Annotated in this window: 14 protein-coding genes; 3 read left to right on the top strand and 11 right to left on the bottom strand. The window is 70.5% G+C overall.

The window, feature by feature from the left end; genetic code table 11:
- Positions 1 to 141: 141 nt before the first annotated feature.
- The 9 genes from ACRX5W_RS12690 to ACRX5W_RS12730 all read right to left on the bottom strand — a co-directional run bounded on the left by ACRX5W_RS12690 (position 142) and on the right by ACRX5W_RS12730 (position 12,743).
- On the bottom strand, positions 142 to 618 hold the full coding sequence (locus ACRX5W_RS12690) for a GNAT family N-acetyltransferase (RefSeq protein ID WP_436788168.1): 477 nt from the start codon (positions 616 to 618) through the stop codon (positions 142 to 144).
- Positions 619 to 2,022: 1,404 nt separating this feature from the next.
- Positions 2,023 to 3,444 (bottom strand): argininosuccinate lyase, encoded by a 1,422-nt coding sequence (gene argH / locus ACRX5W_RS12695; protein ID WP_436788169.1) that lies wholly within the window; start codon positions 3,442 to 3,444, stop codon positions 2,023 to 2,025.
- Between the two features lie 86 nt (positions 3,445 to 3,530).
- Positions 3,531 to 4,727 (bottom strand): argininosuccinate synthase, encoded by a 1,197-nt coding sequence (locus ACRX5W_RS12700; protein ID WP_436788170.1) that lies wholly within the window; start codon positions 4,725 to 4,727, stop codon positions 3,531 to 3,533.
- A 96-nt stretch (positions 4,728 to 4,823) separates the two neighbouring features.
- Positions 4,824 to 5,432, bottom strand: a complete 609-nt coding sequence (locus ACRX5W_RS12705) for an arginine repressor (RefSeq protein WP_436788171.1) — start codon at positions 5,430 to 5,432, stop codon at positions 4,824 to 4,826.
- Positions 5,433 to 5,529: 97 nt separating this feature from the next.
- A complete protein-coding gene (locus ACRX5W_RS12710) occupies positions 5,530 to 6,780 on the bottom strand; it encodes an acetylornithine transaminase (protein ID WP_436788172.1) in 1,251 nt (416 codons plus the stop codon).
- Positions 6,777 to 7,682, bottom strand: a complete 906-nt coding sequence (gene argB / locus ACRX5W_RS12715) for an acetylglutamate kinase (protein WP_436788333.1) — start codon at positions 7,680 to 7,682, stop codon at positions 6,777 to 6,779. Before argB ends, ACRX5W_RS12710 begins: the two co-directional genes overlap by 4 nt.
- Positions 7,683 to 7,744: 62 nt before the next feature.
- Positions 7,745 to 8,896 carry a bifunctional glutamate N-acetyltransferase/amino-acid acetyltransferase ArgJ gene (gene argJ, locus ACRX5W_RS12720; protein WP_436788173.1) on the bottom strand — a complete coding sequence of 384 codons (1,152 nt, stop codon included), beginning with the start codon at positions 8,894 to 8,896 and terminating at the stop codon, positions 7,745 to 7,747.
- Positions 8,893 to 9,921, bottom strand: coding sequence for an N-acetyl-gamma-glutamyl-phosphate reductase (gene argC, locus ACRX5W_RS12725; RefSeq protein WP_436788174.1), 1,029 nt, complete (start codon positions 9,919 to 9,921; stop codon positions 8,893 to 8,895). The genes argJ and argC overlap by 4 nt, the downstream gene beginning before the upstream one ends.
- A 602-nt stretch (positions 9,922 to 10,523) precedes the next feature.
- Entirely contained in the window at positions 10,524 to 12,743 is a 2,220-nt protein-coding gene (locus tag ACRX5W_RS12730; protein WP_436788175.1) for an NADP-dependent isocitrate dehydrogenase, read from the bottom strand.
- A gap of 342 nt (positions 12,744 to 13,085) precedes the next feature.
- On the opposite strand from ACRX5W_RS12730, the gene ACRX5W_RS12735 reads away from it, so the two are divergent.
- The 3 genes from ACRX5W_RS12735 to ACRX5W_RS12745 all read left to right on the top strand — a co-directional run bounded on the left by ACRX5W_RS12735 (position 13,086) and on the right by ACRX5W_RS12745 (position 17,839).
- Positions 13,086 to 14,945, top strand: coding sequence for a hypothetical protein (locus ACRX5W_RS12735; RefSeq protein ID WP_436788176.1), 1,860 nt, complete (start codon positions 13,086 to 13,088; stop codon positions 14,943 to 14,945).
- A gap of 204 nt (positions 14,946 to 15,149) precedes the next feature.
- Positions 15,150 to 17,024: a hypothetical protein gene (locus tag ACRX5W_RS12740; RefSeq protein ID WP_436788177.1), complete on the top strand. Its 1,875-nt coding sequence runs from the start codon at positions 15,150 to 15,152 to the stop codon at positions 17,022 to 17,024.
- The gene (locus ACRX5W_RS12745) at positions 17,021 to 17,839 is read left to right on the top strand and encodes an SDR family NAD(P)-dependent oxidoreductase (RefSeq protein ID WP_436788178.1); all 819 of its coding nucleotides are present in this window, start codon (positions 17,021 to 17,023) and stop codon (positions 17,837 to 17,839) included. Before ACRX5W_RS12740 ends, ACRX5W_RS12745 begins: the two co-directional genes overlap by 4 nt.
- A gap of 124 nt (positions 17,840 to 17,963) precedes the next feature.
- Here ACRX5W_RS12745 and pheT read toward each other — a convergent pair whose 3' ends face one another.
- Positions 17,964 to 20,465, bottom strand: coding sequence for a phenylalanine--tRNA ligase subunit beta (gene pheT, locus ACRX5W_RS12750; RefSeq protein ID WP_436788179.1), 2,502 nt, complete (start codon positions 20,463 to 20,465; stop codon positions 17,964 to 17,966).
- Positions 20,465 to 21,586 carry a phenylalanine--tRNA ligase subunit alpha gene (gene pheS / locus ACRX5W_RS12755; protein ID WP_436788180.1) on the bottom strand — a complete coding sequence of 374 codons (1,122 nt, stop codon included), beginning with the start codon at positions 21,584 to 21,586 and terminating at the stop codon, positions 20,465 to 20,467. The genes pheT and pheS overlap by 1 nt, the downstream gene beginning before the upstream one ends.
- Between the last annotated feature and the right edge of the window lie 239 nt (positions 21,587 to 21,825).

The raw sequence follows: 21,825 nt of genomic DNA on the forward strand, positions 1-21,825 counted from the left end.
GTGTGCGCGGCTGAGGGTGGCCGCGCACACGCCGTCGCCTGGGGGTCCGCAGCGGGGACGGACCGGCCGGGCACCGGGGAACCGCGTGGGCCGGAGGCGTCCGGAGCGAGGGCTGAGGGAGCCCGGCCCGGGGGACGACCGTCAGGCCGCCAGCGCCGCCGACTTGGTGAGGTACACCAGGCTCATGCGCGGGCCGATGCGCTCGATGCGGTCGGCCGCGTAGCCGAGCCGCGCGTACAGGCGCAGGTTCTCGTCGCTGCGGTGCGAGGTGAACAGTTCGAACGAGTCCGCATGGGCGAAGCGCTTCTCCAGGCTGCCCAGCAACCGCGTCCCGAGGCCGTGGCCCTGGAGACGCGGGTGCACGATGAGCCGGCCGATGCGGGCCACGCCGCCCTCGACGACGCCGCGGACCGAACCGACGACCTCGCCTCCGAGGCGGGCGACCAGCACGGTGTGGGTGTCGAACTCCGAGCGCAGACTCGCGAGAGTCTGAGTCAGCGGCTCGATGCCGTAGTCGTTGTAGAGGGCCGCTTCGCCCTGGTAGCAGAGGTACTGCAATTTCAGGATTTGCTCGGCGTCGGCTACGTCCGCCGTATCGATCCGTACGTTCTGCCCCATCCGGTACTCCCTGTGTACCCGTGGGCGCGCGCGGTCAGGAGGTGCCGGGCCCGGCGCCCCCCGACGGCACGGGCCCTGATCGCCCTGATCGCCGTGCGAGGTGCTGAACTGTGCTCGGGCGACGTTCGCCACTCGCCCGCCGCCCTGTGTTCCGTCACTGTTCCACACGGCTTTTCCGGTTCTTCTACCCGGGTGGGATCGCACGGCACACCCGCTTTCCGCAGCCGACGGCGGCGACTCGACACCCGACCTGCCCGCCGCACGCACGGGTGCCGCGTTCAACAGGACGTTGAGTCGATCGACGATGCTGCCGACGAGCGCGAACGGATCGGGCGGCTTGTCCCGGTGCGTCGCGGCACCGGACGCGGTGCGGCCGTCCTGTACCGCGTCCCCGGTGAAGGAACCGAATTCGTCTGCGGTGCTGCCCATTTCACGCCTCCAACCGTCGCCATCGCGAAGGGGGATGCGGCGAATGGCGATGCCGCACGAACGACCGTAGTACGTGTTCACGGCCTCGAACACCGGCCGTGGCCAGGGGTAACGGCGAATTCACATCCGGGGCCGGAAGCTTTACGTCACTGCAAATCCGCACGCGCGCCGGTGACACCGGGGAAACGTGGACACGCGGAAACCGAGGGAAGATCCTGCCCCGGCTGCCCTCGGATGCCGTCCGGCGCCGGCCCGCCCACGCCGTGACCGCCGCGGTGGAACGACGACGCCGGTGACGTTGCCGCCGGGCCTACTCCCGCGCGCCTCCGAGCCGCGACCCCCGGGCCGTCATCCACCGGCCGTCAGCCGGAGCCGTCGCCCCGAGAAGGCGCTCCCGACGAAGGGAACCACGCGTGCAGCCACTGCAACCTGACGACCCGTCACAGATCGCCGAGTACCGGATCTTGGCACGGTCGGGGGCCGTCGGGATGGGACAGGTCTATCTGGCGCCCAGCCGGCGGGCGCACAGCGGTCATCAAGGTCGTCCGCACCGAACTCGCGGACGAGAGCGGCTTCCAGGAGCGTTTCCGACGCGAAGTCGCCGCCGCGCACCGGGCTCCGGCCCCTACACGGCATCGGTCGTCGACGCCGATCCGGACGCCGAAATCCCGTGGCTGGCAACGGACTACGTCGTGGGCTCCGCACTTGCCACCACCGTCGCGACGTACGGCCCCTCCCCGAGCCGAGCATGCGCGCACTGGCATCCGAACTTGCCGAAGCACTCCAGGCCGTCCACGGCGCGAGTCTGATCCACCGCGGCCTCGGACCGTCCAACGTACTTCTCGCCCTCGCCGGCCCGCGGCTCATCGAATTCGGCATCTCCCGTGCTTCCGCCGACCACGGCACGAAGCGACAGGCCCGGCCCCGGCTTGCGCCCCGGGCCGGACCGTTGTCACGTCACCGCGCGAAAGCGCGTCAGTTCTCCTGCGCCCACGCCCGCTGGACCTTGAGGTCGTCGCGGAGCCCGGCGAGTTGTTCGACCACACGCGCGGGCGCGGTGCCGCCACGCCCGTCACGCGAGCGGATCGACCCGAGCACGGTCAGAACTCCACGGACCTCGGGACGCAACTCGGGGGAGATCTCGGCCAGTTGCTGATCGGTGAGGTCCCACAGCTCCAGCCCTCGCGGCTCGCAGTACTTCACACAGGCACCGGCCACCTCGTGTGCGACCCGGAACGGGGTGCCCTGCTTGACCAGCCACTCCGCGATGTCGGTCGCGAGCGAGAAACCGGCCGGAGCCAACTCCTCCAGGCGTTCGCGGTGGAACCGCAGCGTCGCGACCATGCCGGTGAAGGCCGGCAGCAGCACTTCGAGCGTGTCGATGCTGTCGAAGACCGGCTCCTTGTCCTCCTGGAGGTCGCGGTTGTACGCGAGCGGCAGAGCCTTGAGCGTGGCCATCAAGCCCGTGAGGTTGCCGATCAACCGCCCGGACTTTCCGCGCGCCAACTCGGCGATGTCCGGATTCTTCTTCTGCGGCATGATCGACGAGCCGGTCGAGTACGCGTCGTGCAGGTCGACGAAGGAGAACTCCTTCGTGTTCCAGATGATGATCTCTTCGGCGAGCCGGGACAGATTCACCCCGAGCATCGCGGTGACAAACGCAAACTCAGCGGCGAAGTCACGGCTCGCGGTGCCGTCGATGGAGTTCGCGGCGGACGCCGAGAAGCCCAGCTCCCGAGCGACCGCTTCCGGATCGAGCCCCAACGAGGACCCCGCCAGCGCCCCCGCCCCGTAGGCCGACACATCGGTGCGCCGGTCCCAGTCCCGCAACCGCTCGGCGTCGCGCGCGAACGCCTGGACGTGTGCGAGCAGATGGTGGGCCAGCAGGACCGGCTGGGCGTGCTGGAGGTGGGTACGCCCCGGCATCGCGACATCGAGGTTCGCCTCGGCCTGCTCGACCAGGGCCTCTTGCAGATCCGCCAGCAGCGCACCGATCACGCGGCCGTGGTCGCGCAGGTACATCCGGCCGAGGGTGGCGATCTGGTCGTTGCGCGAACGCCCGGCTCGCAGCTTGCCACCGAGATCCGGCCCGAGCCGTTCGAGCAGGCCGCGTTCGAGGGCGGTGTGCACGTCCTCGTCCTCGATCGTGGCGGTGAACCGGCCGGCGGCGACGTCGGCCTCCAACCGGTCGAGGCCCTCCAGCATCCGGGCCAGTTCGTCGTCCGTCAGCAGCCCGGCCTTGTGCAGCACGCGGGCGTGCGCACGCGAACCCGCGATGTCGTACGGCGCGAGCCGCCAGTCGAAGTGGACCGACGCCGACAGCTTGGCCAGCGCCTCGCTCGGGCCGTCGGAGAACCGGCCGCCCCACAGGCGGGTGGTCTCCTGCTCGTTCGTCACGTGTGTTGCCTTCTCCCTGGTACCGGTCCGGACAAGCCGCGCGGGAGGGACCGAAGCCGGCCCCGCCCCGGCGCGGCGTCGCCAACCTACTGGCCGAGGTCCCGGCCGGCCGCGATCTTGCTGGACAGACCGAAGATCTCGATGAAGCCCTTGGCCTGCGACTGGTCGAAGGTGTCGCCCGTGTCGTAGGTGGCCAGGTTGAAGTCGTACAGCGAGCTCTCGCTGCGCCGCCCGGTCACGACGGCGCGGCCGCCGTGCAGCGTCATCCGGATGTCGCCGGACACGTGCTCGTTGGCCTCGTTGACAAAGCCGTCGAGCGCCCGCTTGAGCGGCGAGAACCACAGGCCGTCGTAGACGAGTTCAGCCCAGCGCTGCTCGACCTGCCGCTTGTACCGGGCGAGCTCGCGCTCGACGGTGACGTTCTCCAGCTCGGCGTGCGCGGTGATGAGAGCGATGGCGCCGGGTGCCTCGTACACCTCCCGGCTCTTGATGCCCACGAGGCGGTCCTCGACCATGTCGATCCGGCCGACGCCCTGCGCGCCGGCGCGGCGGTTGAGCTCCTCGATCGCCTGGAGCACGGTGACCGGGCGGCCGTCGATGGCCACCGGAACACCCGCCTTGAAGGTGATGATCACCTCGTCGGCGTCGCGCTGTACGGCCGGGTCCTGGGTGTACTCGTAGACGTCCTCGATCGGGGCGTTCCAGATGTCCTCAAGGAACCCGGTCTCGACGGCACGGCCGAAGACGTTCTGGTCGATCGAGTACGGCGACTTCTTCGTCGTCGCGATCGGGAGGTCCTTCTCCTCGGCGAAGGCGATCGCCTTGTCCCGGGTCATGGCGTAGTCGCGGACCGGTGCGATGCACTTCAGCTCGGGGGCCAGCGACGCGATGCCCACCTCGAAGCGGACCTGGTCGTTGCCCTTGCCGGTGCAGCCGTGCGCGACGGTCGTGGCGCCGTGCTTCTTGGCGGCGGCCACCAGGTGCTTGACGATGACCGGCCGGGACAGCGAGGAGACCAGCGGGTACTGGTCCATGTAGCGGGCGTTGGCCTTGATGGCGGGGAGGCAGTACTCGTCCGCGAACTCGTCGCGGGCGTCGGCGACCTCGGCTTCGACGGCACCGCAGGCGAGTGCCCGCTTGCGGATGACGTCGAGGTCTTCGCCTCCCTGGCCGACGTCGACGGCCACCGCGATGACCTCGGCGCCGGTCTCCTCGGCGATCCAGCCGATGCAGACCGAGGTGTCCAGGCCTCCGGAATATGCGAGTACGACGCGCTCGGTCACGAGCCTTCTCCATTCGTTTCTGCCGCAGTTCCGGGGCGGGTGCGGCGGTTCAGGTGTCGCGGTCTTGGGGTCCGGGCGGGCGGCCCGGAGGGGGTGTCACTCGGACGCGGGGACCTCGGTGGCGGCGGCCCGGGTCGCCTCGGACGCGGGCACGGCCCGGCCCTCGGCGAGGGAGATCAGGTGGGCGACCAGCGCGGCCCCGCCCTCCGGATCCCGGCACACCAGGAGGATCGTGTCGTCTCCGGCGATGGTCCCGAGCACCTCGCGGGTCTCCGCGTGGTCCATCGCGGAGGCGAGGAACTGCGCGGCCCCGGGCGGCGTCCGCACCACCACGAGGTTGCCGGACGCCTCCGCGGAGACCAGCAGCTCCGCGGCCAGGCGGGCGAGCCGGCTCTCACTGACCGTGTCGTCGAGCGGGGGGCGCGGAGTGCGGTCGCCGCCCTCCGCAGGCACGGCGTAGATCAGCGCGCCTTCACCGTCGCGGATCTTCACCGCGCCCAGCTCGTCCAGGTCTCGGGAGAGCGTGGCCTGGGTGACGGCGAGACCGTCGTCGGCGAGCAGTCGGGCAAGTTGTCCCTGGGACCTGATCCGGTGCCGGGTCAGGATGTCCACGATCCGCCGGTGCCGGGCGGTCCGGGTGCTGGGCACCGCGTACACGCCGTCGGGCGCCGGGGTGGGCATGGTGTCCTGCTCGTTGCTGCGCATGACGGCCTCGCCTACCTTCGGGCTCGTCGCGAGCGGCCTCGCCGCGGCCCGGGCCGGGCGACGCGTGGCCTCGCGGGGGCGAGGACTTCCCCGGGGGTCATGGGTTGCCTCCTTGTGCCGGTACGGCGGATGCCGCGTCAAGGATCTTCGGCAGCGCCTCGATCAGGGCGTCGACGTCCTCGTCGGTGACGACGAGCGGCGGGGCGAGCCTGATGACGTCGGGCGCGACCGCGTTGACGAGGAAGCCCGCATCGCGCGCGGCGTCGGCAACCGGCGTACCCGCCGGCATGGTCAGCACGATACCGAGCAGAAGCCCGGCTCCGCGGACGTGTCCGATGAGCGGATGTCCGAGTCGTTCGACCGCGGCGGCGATACGCGCGCCGAGCGAACGAGTGCGCTCCAGCAGCGCATCGGCCTCGATCGTGTCGAGCACCGCGAGGCCCGCGGCACAGCACACCGGATTGCCACCGAAAGTGGACGCGTGCTGGCCCGGTGCCAGGAGCTCGGCGGTCGCTCCGAATGCCACACACGCCCCCAGCGGCAGTCCGCCGCCGAGGCCCTTGGCAAGCGTCATGACGTCGGGGAGCACACCCTCGAAGTACGGGTCCTGGTGGGAGAACCAGTACCCGGTCCGTCCGGTCCCGGTCTGCACCTCGTCGAGCATCAGCAGCGCGCCGCGCTCGGCGGTGATCTCGCGTGCCCGCTTGAGGTATCCCGGCGGCAGCGGACGCACGCCGTACTCGCCCTGGATGGGTTCCAGCAGAACTGCCGCGGTCTGGTCGGTGACGGCGGCGTCCAGCGCGTCGATGTCGCCGAACGGAACGTAGGTGACGCCGCCGGGCAGCGGCTCGAAGCCGTCACGTTTGCCGGGCTGCCCAGTCAAGGCGAGGGCACCCATCGTGCGGCCGTGGAAGGAGCCTTCGGCGGTGACGACGTGCGGTCGCCCGGTCTTGCGGGCGACCTTGAACGCCGCCTCGTTGGCCTCGGCTCCCGAATTGCAGAAGAAGACCCGGCCGTCCCGGCCGGTCAGCCCGAGGATCCGCTCCGCGAGGTCGACGGCGCGGGTCGAGATGAAGAGGTTCGACACGTGGCCGACCGTCGAGATCTGCGTGGTGACCGCGTCCACGATCGCGGGGTGGGCGTGGCCGAGGGCGTTGACCGCGACGCCGGACAGGAAGTCGATGTACTCCCGACCGTCGGCGTCCGTCACGTGTGCGCCCTTGCCGGACACCAGGGCGAGCTCGGGCTGCCCGAGCGAAGGCATCAGCGCGCCGCCCCAACGCCGCCGGTAGTCGGCGTTGCCCGGCTCGGTCTTGATGCCGAGATCGGTCGTGTCGGTGCCGGTCATGCGCCCGCCCCCTTGCCCTGCGCCGGGACGACCATCGTCCCGATGCCTTCATCGGTGAACACCTCAAGCAGCAGCGAGTGCGCGACCCGGCCGTCGAGGACGTGGGCCGCCTTCACGCCGGCCTGGACCGCACGCAGGCACCCTTCCATCTTGGGCACCATGCCGCTCGACAAGCTCGGCAGCATGGCCGCGAGCTCGTCGGCGTCGAGCAGGCTGATGACCTCGTCGCTGTTGGGCCAGTCGGCGTACAGCCCTTCGACATCGGTCAGCACGACCAGGCGCTCGGCCTTGATCGCTGCGGCCAGCGCCGCGGCGGCGGTGTCGGCGTTGACGTTGTAGACGTGGCCGTCGGCGCCGCGGGCGACGGAAGAGACCACCGGGATCCGTCCGTCCTCCAGCAGCGCCGTAATCGCTCCCGGGTTCACCTCGACGACGTCGCCGACCATGCCGATGTCGACCTGCTCACCGTCGACGACGGCGTGCCGCTTCTCCGCCGTCATGGTGTGGGCGTCCTCGCCGGTCATACCGACGGCGAACGGGCCGTGCTCGTTGATGAGCCCGACGATCTCCCGCTGCACCTGGCCGGCGAGGACCATGCGCACGACGTCCATCGCCTCCGGCGTGGTCACCCGCAGCCCGCCCGCGAACGTGGACTCCAGCCCGAGTTTGTTCAGGTGGGCACTGATCTGGGGGCCGCCGCCGTGGACGATGACCGGCTTGAGCCCGGCGAACCGCAGGAAGACGACGTCCTGCGCGAAGGCCCGCTTGAGGGCGTCGTCGACCATCGCGTTGCCGCCGAATTTGATGACGACGGTCTTGCCGTAGTAGTGCTCGAGCCACGGCAGTGCCTCGATGAGGGTGTGCGCCTTGCCGAGCGCGACATTGTGCCGCGCAGCCCGGATGGCCTTGCCGACGGACTCGGTCTTCACCGTGTTCCCCCCGGAGTTGGTGGTGGCGTCGGCATTCATGACGAGTACGCCGAGTTCTCGTGGACGTAGTCCGCGGTCAGGTCGTTGGTCCACACGGTGACCGCTTGGTCTCCGGCGTTGAGGCGTGCGGTGATGCGCACTTCGCGGCCGCTCATGTCGACCAGGTCGCGGTCCTCCCCGACGGCACCGCCCCGGCACACCCACACGCCGTTGATCGCGACGTCCAGCCGGTCGGCGTCGAACGTGGCGGACGTGGTGCCGATGGCGGACAGCACCCGGCCCCAGTTGGGGTCCTCGCCGTGGATCGCACACTTGAGCAGGTTGTTGCGGGCGATCGAGCGGGCGACCTCAAGCGCCTCCTCCTCGGTGGCCGCGGCCTCGATGTCGATCGCGATGTCCTTGCTCGCGCCCTCCGCGTCGCCGATCAGCCGGCGGGCGAGGTCGGCGCACACCGTCCGGACGGCCTCGGCGAACTCCGCCTGGTCGGGCGTGACTCCGGAGGCACCGGAGGCGAGCAGGAGCACGGTGTCGTTGGTCGACATGCACCCGTCGGAGTCGATCCGGTCGAACGTCGTGCGGGTGGCCGCGCGCAGCGCGGTGTCCAACTCCTCGGCCGGGACGTCGGCGTCGGTGGTCAGCACGACGAGCATGGTGGCCAGACCGGGGGCGAGCATTCCGGCGCCCTTGGCCATGCCGCCGACGGTCCATCCGGCACCGGACGCCGTGGCGGTCTTGTGCACCGTGTCCGTGGTCATGATGGCCTTCGCGGCGGCCTCACCGCCGTCCGACGACAGTTCCGCCACGGCCTTGTCGACGCCGGGCAGCAGCTTGTCCATCGGCAGTTGCAAACCGATCAGGCCCGTCGAACAGACCGCCACCTCACCGGCGTTCAGCCCCAGGGCGGTCGCCACGTGCTCGGCGGTCTTGTGCGTGTTCTGGAACCCCTCCGGACCGGTGCACGCGTTGGCGCCTCCCGAGTTGAGGACGACGGCCTGGACCAGCCCACCGGTGAGCACCTGCCGCGACCACAACACCGGAGCAGCCTGGACGCGGTTCGAGGTGAACACACCTGCCGCGGCCAACGACGGGCCGTCGTTGACGACGAGCGCGACATCGGGCGCACCAGTCGTCTTGAGCCCCGCGGCGACTCCCGCGGCGCGGAATCCCTTGGCTGCGGTCACGCTCACGGTGCCACCCCCGTCTTGCTGAGCCCCAGGTCCTCGGCGAGCCCGAGGGCGATGTTCATGCTCTGCACGGCCCCGCCGGCAGTGCCCTTCGCGAGGTTGTCGATCGCACCGACCGCGACCAGGCGACCGGCCCGCTCGTCGACGGTGACCTGGATCAAAGCGGTGTTGGCGCCGTACACCATGGCGGTCGCGGGCCACTGGCCTTCGGGCAGCAGGTGCACGAACGGCTCGGCCGCATAGGCCTTTTCGTACGCCTCGCGGACCTGTGTCGCGGTGACGCCCGGCTTGACCCGGGCGGAACAGGTCGCCAGGATGCCCCGCGGCATGGGCACCAGCGTCGGGGTGAAGGACACGGTGACCGGTGCACCGGCGACCGCGGTGAGCCCCTGCGCGATCTCGGGCGTGTGCCGGTGCACGCCGCCGACGCCGTAGGCACTTGCCGAGCCCATGACCTCACTGCCCAGCAGATGCGTCTTGGGCGTCTTGCCCGCGCCGGAGGTGCCGGACGCCGCGACGATCACGATCTCCGGCTCGACCAGCCCGGCGGCGAACGCCGGGAAGCAACTGAGCAGCGAGACCGTCGGATAGCAGCCGGGCACGGCGATGCGCTTGGCGCCGTGCAGCCGGTCGCGCGCCCCCGGAAGTTCCGGAAGTCCGTACGGCCAGGTGCCTGCGTGCGGCGAACCGTAGAAGTGCTCCCACTCGGCCGCATCGGTGAGCCGGAAGTCAGCGCCGCAGTCGACCACGAGGACTTCGTCGCCCAATTCGGCCGCTATCTGCGCGGACTGCCCGTGTGGCAGAGCCAGGAAGACGACATCGTGCCCGGCAAGCGTCGCAGCCGTGGTCTCCGCCAGCACGCGATCACCCAACGGCACCAGGTGCGGTTGGAGCGCGCCGAGGCGCTGCCCGGCGTTTGACCCCGCGGTGAGCGTGCCGATGTCGATGTGTGGATGCGCGAGCAGCAGACGCAAGATCTCTCCGCCCGCATAACCGCTGGCTCCCGCCAGTGCCGCTGTGACCCGCATGGGTGCCTCCTCCCGGATGGCATGAATATACGGACCTCGGAAGTTTTATGCAAACCCCGAGGTCACCGGCCGCCAAAGGCTCGGGAACCGGACGAACCGAGGATCACAGCCGGGCCGAGGCAAAGGCCGTGGAAGTCGAGAGACCGGGGCGCATGAAACACGGGCTCCCACCCCCCGCCCCGACGGGACAGGGTTCGAAGCAAGAGGCGACGACTGCTGGTATATGCACCGATTGTCGCATTGCTCGCCAGGGTGCCGGCCGGCGGGAGGCTGAATTGGCGTGCTGTCGCCCGGCCCACCGCTCGCGGTCTCGGCCCACCGGCCGGTCGGCGCCGCGCACGGCAAGCCCCAACCCCCCAATCCCCCCAAGCCCCAAGCCCCAAGCCGGCGCAGCAAGCAGCACGCCCGGGGCGCAGGCGAACTTGTCGGCATGCGGGGGCGAAACGCCCGGGTCGGGACCTTCGTCGTCGAGGCCCGGAAACGAAGGCCCGGGCACAGAACCGCCCCTTCCGGCACTCAGCCGGAAGGGGCGGTTTCCGCGATCATCGGTCGGTTCGTCCGGCAGCGGCGGAAACCCGGCCGCCGCCGACGTCCCGGTGCCGTCAGCCCAGCGAGTCGATCGCCGCGTTGAAGGTCGCCGAAGGCCGCATCACCGCGGCGGCCTTCGCGGCGTCCGGCCGGTAGTAACCGCCGATGTCGGCGGGCGAACCCTGGACCGCGAGCAGTTCGTCGGTGATGGTCTGCTCCTGCTCGGCAAGCGTCTTCGCCAGCGCCGCGAAAGCCTCCGCGAGCTGCACGTCGTCGCTCTGCCGGGCCAGCTCCTGCGCCCAGTACAGCGCGAGGTAGAAGTGGCTGCCGCGGTTGTCGATGCCGCCGACCCGGCGGGCCGGCGACTTGTTCTCGTTGAGGAACGTGCCGGTCGCCCGGTCGAGGGTGTCGGCCAGCACCTGGGCCCGCGCGTTGCCGGTGGTCTGCGCGAGGTGCTCGAAGCTCACCGCCAGCGCGAGGAACTCGCCGAGGCTGTCCCAACGCAGGTAGTTCTCCTTGACGAGCTGCTGCACGTGCTTCGGGGCCGAGCCGCCGGCCCCCGTCTCGAACAGGCCGCCGCCGTTCATGAGCGGGACCACCGACAGCATCTTGGCGCTGGTGCCCAGCTCCAGGATCGGGAACAGGTCGGTCAGGTAGTCGCGGAGCACGTTGCCGGTCACCGAGATGGTGTCCTCGCCGCGCCGGATGCGCTCCAGCGAGAACGCGATCGCCTTGACCGGCGACATGATCTCGATCTGCAGGCCCTCGGTGTCGTGCTCGGCGAGGTAGGTCTTGACCTTCTCGATCAGCCGGGCGTCGTGCGCGCGGCCCTCGTCGAGCCAGAAGACCGCCGGGTCGCCGGTGGCACGGGCGCGGGTGACCGCCAGCTTCACCCAGTCCTGGATGGGCAGGTCCTTGGTCTGGCACATGCGGAAGATGTCGCCCGCGGCGACCGGCTGCTCCAGCACGGCGTTGCCGGCCGCGTCGACCACGCGTACGGTGCCGGGCTCGGCGATCTCGAAGGTCTTGTCGTGGCTGCCGTACTCCTCGGCCTTCTGCGCCATGAGGCCGACGTTCGGAACCGAGCCCATCGTCGCCGGGTCGTACGCGCCGTTCGCCCGGCAGTCGTCGACCACGACCTGGTAGATCCCGGCGTAGCTGCTGTCCGGGAGCACGGCGAGGGTGTCGGCCTCCTCGCCGTCCGGGCCCCACATGTGGCCGGAGGTACGGATCATCGCCGGCATCGACGCGTCCACGATGACGTCGCTCGGAACATGCAGGTTGGTGATGCCGCGGTCGGAGTCGACCATCGCGAGCTCGGGGCCGGCCGCCAGCTCGGCGTCGAACGAGGCCTTGATCTCGGCGCCTTCCGGCAGGGAGTCGAGGCCGCCCAGGATGGCGCCGAGGCCGTCGTTGGGGGTGAGACCGGCCGCCGCGAGGGTGTCGCCGTACTTGGCGAACGTCTGCGGGAAGAAGGCCCGCACGACGTGGCCGAAAATGATCGGGTCGGACACCTTCATCATGGTGGCCTTGAGGTGCACCGAGAACAGCACGCCCTCGGCCTTCGCCCGCGCGACCTGTGCCGCCAGGAACTCGCGCAGCGCCGCGACACGCATCACGGAGGCGTCCACCACCTCGTCGGCGAGGACCGGTACGGACTCGCGCAGCACCGTCGTCGTGCCGTTCTCGCCCACGAGCTCGATGCGCAGCGATCCGGCGTCGGCGATGACGGCGGACTTCTCGGTCGAGCAGAAGTCGTCCGCGGTCATGTGCACGACGTTGGTCTTGGAGTCGGCGCTCCAGGCGCCCATGCGGTGCGGATGCGCCTTGGCGTAGTTCTTCACCGAGGCCGGAGCGCGGCGGTCGGAGTTGCCTTCACGCAGAACAGGGTTGACCGCGCTGCCCTTGACCCTGTCGTAGCGCGCGCGGATGTCGCGCTCTTCGTCGGTCTTGGGGTCGTCGGGGTAATCGGGGAGCGCGTAGCCCTGGGTGCGAAGCTCCGCGATGGCGGCCTTGAGCTGCGGAATCGACGCCGAGATGTTCGGCAGCTTGATGATGTTGGCCTCGGGCGTCTTGGCCAGGTCGCCCAGCTCGGCGAGCGCGTCCGCCTGGCGCTGCTCCTCGGTGAGGAACTCGGGGAAGACCGCGATGATTCGCCCCGCGAGGGAGATGTCACGGGTCTCCACCGTGACGCCCGCCGTCGAGGCGTACGCCTGGATCACCGGCAGGAACGAATACGTCGCCAGGGCCGGGGCCTCGTCGGTGTGCGTGTAGATGATGGTCGAGTCAGTCACCGGGTGCTCCGCTCCACGTCTGCAACATTGCTCGATATCAAGATATCCCGTGCACGCCGCCTTCTCGACAGGGCCCTGCCCGGCCGGGGCCGGGGCGCCGCGCCCCCTGCGGCAGCGACGGGACCGGAGCGGAACACCGGCGTCCGGACAGCGAGTTTTGCGACGATGAGCAGGTATTTCGTGGCATCCCCACCCCCCACCACCCCGCCCGTCACGCCGGCCTCCTACGTTAGAATCTGGGCCTTTCCCGTCAGCTACGCGGCCGTTCGGCCCGCCCATCGGCCCAGCCGCGTTCCGGCCAGCGCGCGGCAGCATGCGCGCCCAGAGACGTAACGAGACCAAGTGACCACTCCCCTCGGATCGGACCACCGGACCGACAGCACGGATCCGGAATCCCCGAGTCAGGCACCAGGAACCTTCGGCGGACGGCTCAAAAGCCGCCTGCGCGCTCTGCGCCCCACCGATCTCGTCGCCATGGCGATCCCCACGTTGATCCTGATCATCATGGGCTGGCAGAAGCGGTGGATGACCGACGACGGCCTCATCTTCACGCGCGCGGTCAAGCAGATCCTCGCGGGGAACGGCCCGGTCTACAACGTCGGCGAGCGCACGGAGACCTCGACCAGCACGCTGTGGCAGTGGGTCCTGGTCTTCGCCGACCCGTTCAGCCCCTGGGGCCCCGCCGAGACGGCGGTCTTCCTGGGACTGTCGCTGTCGGTTATTGGTTTCGGGATCGCACTCGACGCCACGCGGCGGCTGTACCGCCGCGTCAGCACGCAGCGCTACCTGCTGCCGGCCGGCGCGCTGGTGTTCGTCGCGGTGCCGGTCATGTGGGACTTCCTGAGCGCGGGCATGGAGACCGGGCTCATCATCTTCTGGATCGGCACCTCATGGGCACTGCTGGTCAGCGCGTGGCAGCGGCCGGCCGACGAGATCAGCCTGCGCCGCGTTCTGGCCACGTCGTTCGTCTTCGGCCTCGGCCCGCTCGTGCGGCCCGACCTGGGCCTGGCGATGCTGCTGCTGCTCGTCTCGCTGGCCCTGCTGGTACGCGCCCGGTGGACGCGGTGCATCGCGATGCTGGCCGCCGCCGGGTTCCTGCCCGCGGCCTACGAGATCTTCCGCATGGGTTACTACGGTCTGATCTTCCCGATGCCCGCGCTGACCAAGGAGGCGGGCGAGTCGCTGTACGGGCGCGGATGGGATTACCTCACCGACTTCGACCGGCCGTACAAGCTGTGGATCCCGCTGCTGCTGATGGTCGTCGTCGCCGTCGTGACCCTTCGCGGGATCAAGACCGACCGGCGCACGCTGATCCTGTTGGGCACGCCCGTCGTCATCGCGTTCGCCCAGACCTGCTACATCATCAAGGTCGGCGGCGACTTCATGCACGGCCGCATGTGGCTGCCCGTCCTGCTGATGCTGCTCCTGCCGCTGATGCTCACGCCGTTCACCAAACTGAGCACGCCGCTGGTCGCGGGGGTGGCGGTCTGGGCCGTCGTGTGCGGCACGTCGTGGCGCTCGGGAGCGATCACCACCGAATCGCCGAACTGGAGCCAGGACAACCAGGTCCACCAGGTCTGGAACGAGCGCGGCTTCTACACTGCCGAGACGAAGACCGACAATCCGGTCGCCGAGCAGCCGCACATCGGGACCATCAAAAGCACGTACCACCTGCTCGTGCACGCCGAGGCGGACGGCCGCCGCGTCCTCTACCTCGACCCCACATACGCCGGCGCGTACAAGCTGCCGACCAACTTCTCGATGCCGCTGCGCGCGGACCTGGACTTTCCCGTCGGGCTGGTCATCGGCCGTCTCGGCGTCGGCGGCGCGGTGGTGCCGCTGGACGGCATCGTCGCCGACCTGTGGGGGCTGTCGAGCGCGATCGGCTCGCACATCGAGCAGACCAACTTCGACGCCGCGGGACACCAGAAACTGCTGCCGCCCGCGTGGAACATCGCGCTGTACGTCGACCCCTCGGGCTACGCCGCGATCCCCCCGCACTTCGCGACCATCGAGCAGATCAACGCGGCCCGTCACACCCTCACGTGCGGCGACGTCAAGGAGTTGATCGAATCGGTCACCGAGCCGATGAGCTTCGACCGCTTCTGGAAGAACCTGACCGGCGCCTTCGACCGCACGAGCCTGCGCATCCCCGCAGACCCGATCGCTGCGGAGAAGAAGTTCTGCGGGACGGGGAGTTGACCCCCGGTGAAGCGGAGTTGACCACGGGGTGGCCGGGCGGGGCGCAAGCGCTCCGCCCGCTCGCCTCCCCTCGCTCCGGCCGCCCGCTATGGTGTCGGTAACCTGCGCACCGCACGTGATCATCGAGCGCGATCGCCCCCGTGCCGGGGCAACCGCGCCCGCCGCCTTCATCCGACGCCCCGGCCCGTCTGGAGTCCCCGAAACATGAGCCTCGTCAGTGTGCTTTCCCGGCGCACCGGCATCGGACCCGCGCAGGACGACTCACCGCAGGGCGCGAAGCTGACCCGCTGGTGGAATGCCCTCATGGTGGCGCTGCCCTCGGCGGCCATCCTCGCTCTCGGCTACCGGAACCGCTGGATCAGCGACGACGGCCTGATCTTCACCCGGACGGTCCGGCAGATCCTCGCGGGCCACGGCCCCGTCTACAACGTCGGCGAGCGCGCCGAGGCGTCCACGAGCACGGTCTGGCAGTGGCTCCTGGTCCTCGTCGGCGGCATCACCGGCGCGGACATCGCCCGCACCGCGGTCTTCCTCGGCCTGCTGTGCACCACCGCCGGATACGCGATCGCGCTCGACGCCGCCCGGCGCCTGTACCGGCCGTTCGCCGCGGGCCGTCTGATGCTTCCCGCGGGCGTGCTGGTCCTGCTCGCTCTGCCGCCCGTGTGGGACTTCGCGACCTCGGGCCTGGAGACGGGCCTCACCACGCTGTGGACGGCGGGGTGCTGGTGGCTCCTGGTGCACGCGTACAACCAGCCGACCGCGCGCGTGGCGTACCCGCTGGCGGTGTTGATCGGGCTCGGGCCGATGGTCCGCCCGGACCTCGCCATCGCGAGCGTGGGATTCGCCGTCACGCTCTGGTTCGTCCGACGCCCGCGGTGGCGCGCCGTCGTGGGGCTGCTCTGCACTGCGGCGGCGATCCCCGTGGCGTACGAGATCTTCCGGGCCGGCTACTACGGCGTCCTGCTGCCGCTCCCGGCGATAGCGAAGGAAGCATCCGGCAGCGACTGGCACCGGGGCGGCGACTACGCCCAGGACTTCATCGCCCCGTACTTCCTGTGGATGCCGATCGTTGCCCTCATCGCGATGGTCACCGTCGCCGTCTGGCTCCGCGTCCGCGCCGACGGCTGGCACGGGACCGCCCGCAGCGACTCCGGACGCACCGCCCTGTTCACGATGCCGCTGATCGTCTCCACGATCATGGCGTTGTACGTGGTCCGCGTCGGCGGCGACTTCATGCACGGCCGCATGCTGCTCCCGGCCCTGTTCATCATGATGCTGCCGATCATGCTCGTGCCCAGCGGGCGGCTCGTCCTGCCGGTCACCGCCGTCGTGGCGATGTGGGCCGTGGCGTGCGCGGTCTTCATGCGCGTCCCCTACACCGGTCTCAGCCCCGGCGGGATCGTCGCCGACGAACGCGGGTTCTACACGCAGGCGATGGGGATCCCGAACCCGACCACCGCCGAGGCGTACCTGCGGAACTACCCGCGGTTCCCGCCGGCCGTGGCGGAGATGATGAAGAATTACGAACACGTCATGCTCTACCCATGGTTCGAGCAGTTCAGGGTCACCCCCCTCAAACCGGACGACCCCGCGCCCTACGCCGCTTCGTGGCTGAACCTCGGCATGAGCGGGGCCGCGATGCCGCTGAACGGCCGCTCGATCGACCTCCTGGGCCTCGCGTCCCCTCTGGCCGCGCACCTCAAGCTCGAAGGCCGCGGTCGGCCGGGGCACGAGAAGTCCCTCGACATCGCCTGGCTGATCGCCATCTACGCGCCGCCGCAGGCGGTGCTGCCCGCCGGCATCGATCCCGAGCGCGTCGCCAAGGCTCGTTACGCGCTCACCTGCGGGGACGAAAACAGGGGCGCGCTCAAGGAGTTGCACGACTCGGTCAGCGAGCCGATGTCGTGGTCGCGGTTCTGGAAGAACCTGACGGGTTCGTGGGAGCGCACGTCGTTCCGCGTCTCGAACAACCCGGAGGACGCGATGGAAGAGATCTGCGGTACGCGGAAGTTGCCGGAGGGCTACTTGGAATCGGTGTACACGCTCAGGCCGACTCCGCCGACACCTCCGGGCCCATGAGCAGCGCCACGCTGGCCGGGACCACCGCACTGGTCACCGGTGCCGCGCGCGGAATCGGCCGGGCGGTGGCCGAACGGCTCGGCCGCGAGGGCGCGGCCGTCGCCCTCCTCGGCCGCGGCGCGACGAGCCTGGAAGCCGTCCACACCGCCCTGACCGAACGCGGGACCCGCACGGTCGCGGTCGTCGCCGACGTCACCGATCCCGAGGCTGTTCGCCGGGCCGTCGGCCGCGTGGAAGACGAACTCGGGCCGCTGGATCTGGTGGTCAACAACGCGGGCCTCATCGACGCGGCGGAAGTGCCTTTCTGGGAGGCCGACGCCGCGCAATGGTGGGATGTCGTCGAAACCAACCTGCGCGGGCCGGTCAACGTCGACCGGACGGTGCTGCCGGGCATGGTCTCCCGCGGGCGAGGGCGGATCGTCAACCTCAGCAGCGGCTTCGCGGTCTCCGCGGACCCGCACTACTCGGCGTACACGACGTCCAAGTCCGCGCTGCTGCGGCTGACCGACACCATCGCGCGGCCACTGGCCGAACGCGGGGTCCACGTTTTCGACATCTCCCCCGGCGCGGTCCCCACCGACATGACGGCGGGCATGGCGATGTTCGCGGACAAGACCGACTGGTACGACGTTGATTTCTTTCTGAACGCCGTCGTCGCCGTCGCGGAAGGCCGCCTGGACGCGCTCTCCGGCCGCTTCCTGCACGCGGGCAAGGACGACCTGGACGCGCTCGCCGCCCGGGCCGAGGAGATCGCGGCGATCGACGCGCGCACGATGCACCTTCGGCCCTACGGGCCGGACGACCCGCAGCGCTGAACCACCCGGCCGAGGCAGTACCCGTATCGGCCGAAACGACTGACGAGACCAACCGAAGAGACGACCGAAGAGACGACTGAGGGGCCGCCCGATCGGGCGGCCCCTCAGCTTCGGTCCGACGGCCTCACGCTCCGCGCAACACCGCGCCCGTGCGCTCCGCAGCCAAGGCAACCGCCGCGTCGCGGGCGGCGGTCGACTCCTCGGCGGTCAGTGTGCGGTCGGCCGCGCGGAAGCGCAGCGCGTACGCGAGCGACTTCTTGCCCGCACCGATCTGCTCGCCGGTGAACACGTCGAACAGCCGCAGCGATTCGAGGAGTTCCCCCGCCCCATCGCGCAGGGCCCCCTCGACGTCGGCGGCCGGCACCGACGCGTCGACGATCAGCGCGACATCCTGGGTGGCGACCGGGAACGACGAGATGTGGCCCGCCAACGCCAGGCGCTCGCCGCCGAGTTCCGCCAGCTCCGCGGTCAGCAGCGCCACGTCGAGCTCCATCGCGCAGGTGCGCTCGGGGAGTTGCAGCGCCTTGACCACCCGCGGGTGGAGCTCGCCCGCGTGGCCCACCACGGTGTCACCGACCAGGATTTCGGCGCAGCGGCCGGGATGCCAGGGGGCGTACTGCGCCTGACGTACGGTCACGTCCACGCCTACGGCCGCACCGACCACGCGGGCAGCCTCGACCGCATCGGCCCATCCGGCCGCGCGCCCGTTCCCCCACCAGCCGGACGGCTCGCGTTCGCCCGTCAGTACGACGGCGACGTGGTACGGCTGGTCCGGCAGCGCGGCGGCGAGTTCTTCGAGCTCGGCGCCGGTCGGCCGCCGGTCCACGGGCAGGCGCGGTGCGATCGGCCGTTCGGTCTTGGGATGGAAGACCAACCCGGCTTCGAACAGCGCGACATCGCTGTTGCCGCGGCCCACATTGCGGCGCAGTGCGGCCAGCAGCCCGGGCAACAGTGTCGTGCGCAGCGCGGGCTCTTCGTCGGAAATCGGGTTGACGAGCTTGACCGTGATGCGGCGCGGGTCGGCGGCGTCGAGCCCGAAGGACTCGAAGACCGCGTCGCCGACGAACGGGTAGTTGAGCACCTCGCTGTAGCCGTCACCGGCGAGCGCCCGGCCGATGCGGCGGCGCAGCCGCTGCGTCGCGGTGAGGCCGCGCCCCGCGGGTGCCTGGGGCAGTGTGGAGGGCACGGCGTCGTAGCCCTCCAGCCGGATGACCTCTTCGGCGAGGTCGTTGGGGTCGGTCAGGTCGGGCCGCCAGGTCGGCGGGGTGACGGTGAGCGCGTCGATGCCCTCGACCGTGCAGCCGACGTCCTGAAGGCGCTGCGCGACCGTCTCGGCGGAGTACGCGACGCCCGCGACGTTGCCGGGATGGTCGACCGCCATGCCGATGCGCACCGGCTCGCGCGGCGCGTCGATTTCGGTGACACCGGCCTCCGCGACCGCGCCTTCGCCACCGAGCAGCACCAGCAGGTCGACGGCGCGCTGGGCCGCGGCGCGGGCGGCCTCGGGGTCGACGCCGCGCTCGAAGCGCCGCGACGCCTCGGAGCCGAGCTTGTGGCGGCGTGCGGTGCGGGCGATCGACACCGGGTCGAAGTTGGCCGCCTCGATGACGATGTCGCCGGTGGCCAGGCCGATCTCGGTCGTGGCACCGCCCATGACGCCGGCGAGCCCGATCGGGCCGCTGTCGTCGGTGATCAGCAGGTCCTCGGGGTCGAGGACCCGCTCGACCCCGTCCAGCGTCGTCAGCTTCTCGCCGTCGCGGGCACGCCGCACGGTGATCGGCCCCTGGAGCCGTGAGCGGTCGTAGGCGTGCAGCGGCTGGCCGAGTTCGAGCATCACGTAGTTGGTGATGTCGACGGCGAGCGAGATCGGGCGCATGCCGGCCATCTGGACGCGGCGTTGCAGCCACAGCGGCGACGGCGCGGTCGGGTCGACGCCGATCACCGTGCGCGCGACGAACCGCCGGCAGCCGTCGGTGTCGTCGACGACGACCGGGTAGCCGTAGGTGTTCACACCCGGCACGTCGAGGAGCGCCGGGTCGCGCAGTGGGATGCCGTACGCGATGGCGGCCTCGCGGGCGACCCCGCGCATCGACAGGCAGTAGCCGCGGTCGGGCGTGACCGCGATGTCGAGCACCTCGTCGACCAGGCCCAGGAGCTCGATGGCATCGGTGCCCGGCTCGGCCTGGACCGGCAGCACGATGATGCCGCTGTGGTCGTCGCCCATGCCCAGTTCGCGGGCCGAGCAGATCATGCCCTCGGAGGTCTTGCCGTACGTCTTGCGCGCGGCGATCTCGAAGCCGCCGGGGAGCACGCCGCCGGGCAGGATCACGACGACCTTGTCGTCGACGTCGAAGTTCGTCGCGCCGCACACGATCTGCTGCGGCTCGCCGGTGCCGTTGGCGTCGCCGACGTCGACCTTGCAGAAGCGGATGGGCTTCTTGAAGCCGGTCAGCTCCTCGATCTCGAGCACATGGCCCACGACGAGCGGACCTTTGAGATCGCTGCCGAGCTGGTCGACGGTCTCGACCTCAAGGCCGAGGCCGACGAGTTTCTCCGCGACGTCGCGGCCGGACACGCCGGCCGGGAGGTCGACGTACTCCCGCAGCCAGGAAAGCGGGACCCGCATCAGATCTCCATCCCGAACGGAAGGGTGAAGCGCACGTCACCCTCGACCATGTCCCGCATGTCCTCGACGTTGTGACGGAACATCAGCGTGCGTTCCAGTCCCATGCCGAAGGCGAAACCGCTGTACACCTCGGGGTCGATGCCGCACGCGACGAGCACGCGCGGGTTGACCATGCCGCAGCCTCCCCACTCGATCCAGCCCTCGGAACGGCAGGTCCGGCACGGGTTGTCGGGGTCGCCGACGGACGCACCCCGGCACACGAAGCACTGGAGGTCGACCTCGGCCGACGGCTCGGTGAAGGGGAAGTACGACGGCCGCATGCGCGTCACGATCCCCTCGCCGAACATCGACGACGCGAAGTGGTCCAGCGTGCCGCGCAGGTGGGCCATGGTCAGCCCCTTGTCCACCGCAAGCCCCTCGACCTGGCCGAACACCGGCGTGTGCGTGGCGTCGAGCTCGTCGGTGCGGTACACGCGGCCGGGACAGATGACGTAGATCGGCGGTGTGCGGGTGAGCATTGTGCGTACCTGCACCGGCGACGTGTGGGTGCGCAGCACGACCCCGGAGTCGGGGGTGCCGTCGGCGGCCTGGACGAAGAAAGTGTCCTGCATGGTCCGGGCCGGGTGGTCCGGGGCGATGTTCAGCGCGTCGAAGTTGTACCACTCGGCTTCGACCTCAGGCCCCTCGGCGACCTCGTAGCCCATCGCGACGAAGACGTCCGCGACCCTCTCGGGCAGCGTCGTGAGCGGGTGCCGTGCCCCGTGCCGGGCGCGGTCCCACGGCAGCGTGACGTCGACGGTCTCCTCGACGAGCACACGCGCGTCCCGCTCGGCCTCAAGCTCGGCGCGGCGGGACGCGAGGGCCTGGTTGACCCGCCCGCGCGCCTGGCCGACGCGCTTGCCGGCCTCGGCCTTGGCGTGCGGTGGCAGCGCGCCGATCTCGCGGTTGGCGAGGGCGAGCGGCGAACGGTCCCCGGTGTGGGCGATCTTGGCCTCGTGGAGGGCGTCCAAGTCGCCGGCGGCGGCGAACGCGGCAAGGGCGGCATCCCGCGCCTTGTCGACCTCCTCCGGTTTCAGCGACTCCACCTCGACCGGGTCGTACGACTTGTTCGGTGCCGACATCTGATTCCAGTGCTCCTGTAGGGATTCTCGCCCGCGGGTGCCCGGGCAGGCCGGGCGGCCCCTGTGTTTGGCGGCCACCGACTCCGCATCGTGCTCCGGCACGCAGGTTGGGCCTGGGGGCACGGGGCGACGGGTCGAGTCTAGGTGAATCGGGCCGGTGACCCGGAACCCGCCCGTACTGCGGTACGGGGGGCAGGGGGTGGCCCGAAGGGGGCTCGGGACGGCCCGCGGGGCGGCGC

Source organism: Yinghuangia sp. YIM S10712 (assembly GCF_051388935.1).
Lineage (GTDB): Bacteria > Actinomycetota > Actinomycetes > Streptomycetales > Streptomycetaceae > Yinghuangia.

What these genes read in the sequence shown, in the direction of transcription:
- ACRX5W_RS12690 (WP_436788168.1), bottom strand. Translation starts at nt 618, where the DNA reads ATGGGGCAGAACGTACGGATCGATACGGCGGACGTAGCCGACGCCGAG.
- ACRX5W_RS12705 (WP_436788171.1), bottom strand. Translation starts at nt 5,432, where the DNA reads ATGCGCAGCAACGAGCAGGACACCATGCCCACCCCGGCGCCCGACGGC.
- ACRX5W_RS12710 (WP_436788172.1), bottom strand. Translation starts at nt 6,780, where the DNA reads ATGACCGGCACCGACACGACCGATCTCGGCATCAAGACCGAGCCGGGC.
- argC (WP_436788174.1), bottom strand. Translation starts at nt 9,921, where the DNA reads ATGCGGGTCACAGCGGCACTGGCGGGAGCCAGCGGTTATGCGGGCGGA.
- ACRX5W_RS12740 (WP_436788177.1), top strand. Translation starts at nt 15,150, where the DNA reads ATGAGCCTCGTCAGTGTGCTTTCCCGGCGCACCGGCATCGGACCCGCG.
- ACRX5W_RS12745 (WP_436788178.1), top strand. Translation starts at nt 17,021, where the DNA reads ATGAGCAGCGCCACGCTGGCCGGGACCACCGCACTGGTCACCGGTGCC.
- pheT (WP_436788179.1), bottom strand. Translation starts at nt 20,465, where the DNA reads ATGCGGGTCCCGCTTTCCTGGCTGCGGGAGTACGTCGACCTCCCGGCC.
- pheS (WP_436788180.1), bottom strand. Translation starts at nt 21,586, where the DNA reads ATGTCGGCACCGAACAAGTCGTACGACCCGGTCGAGGTGGAGTCGCTG.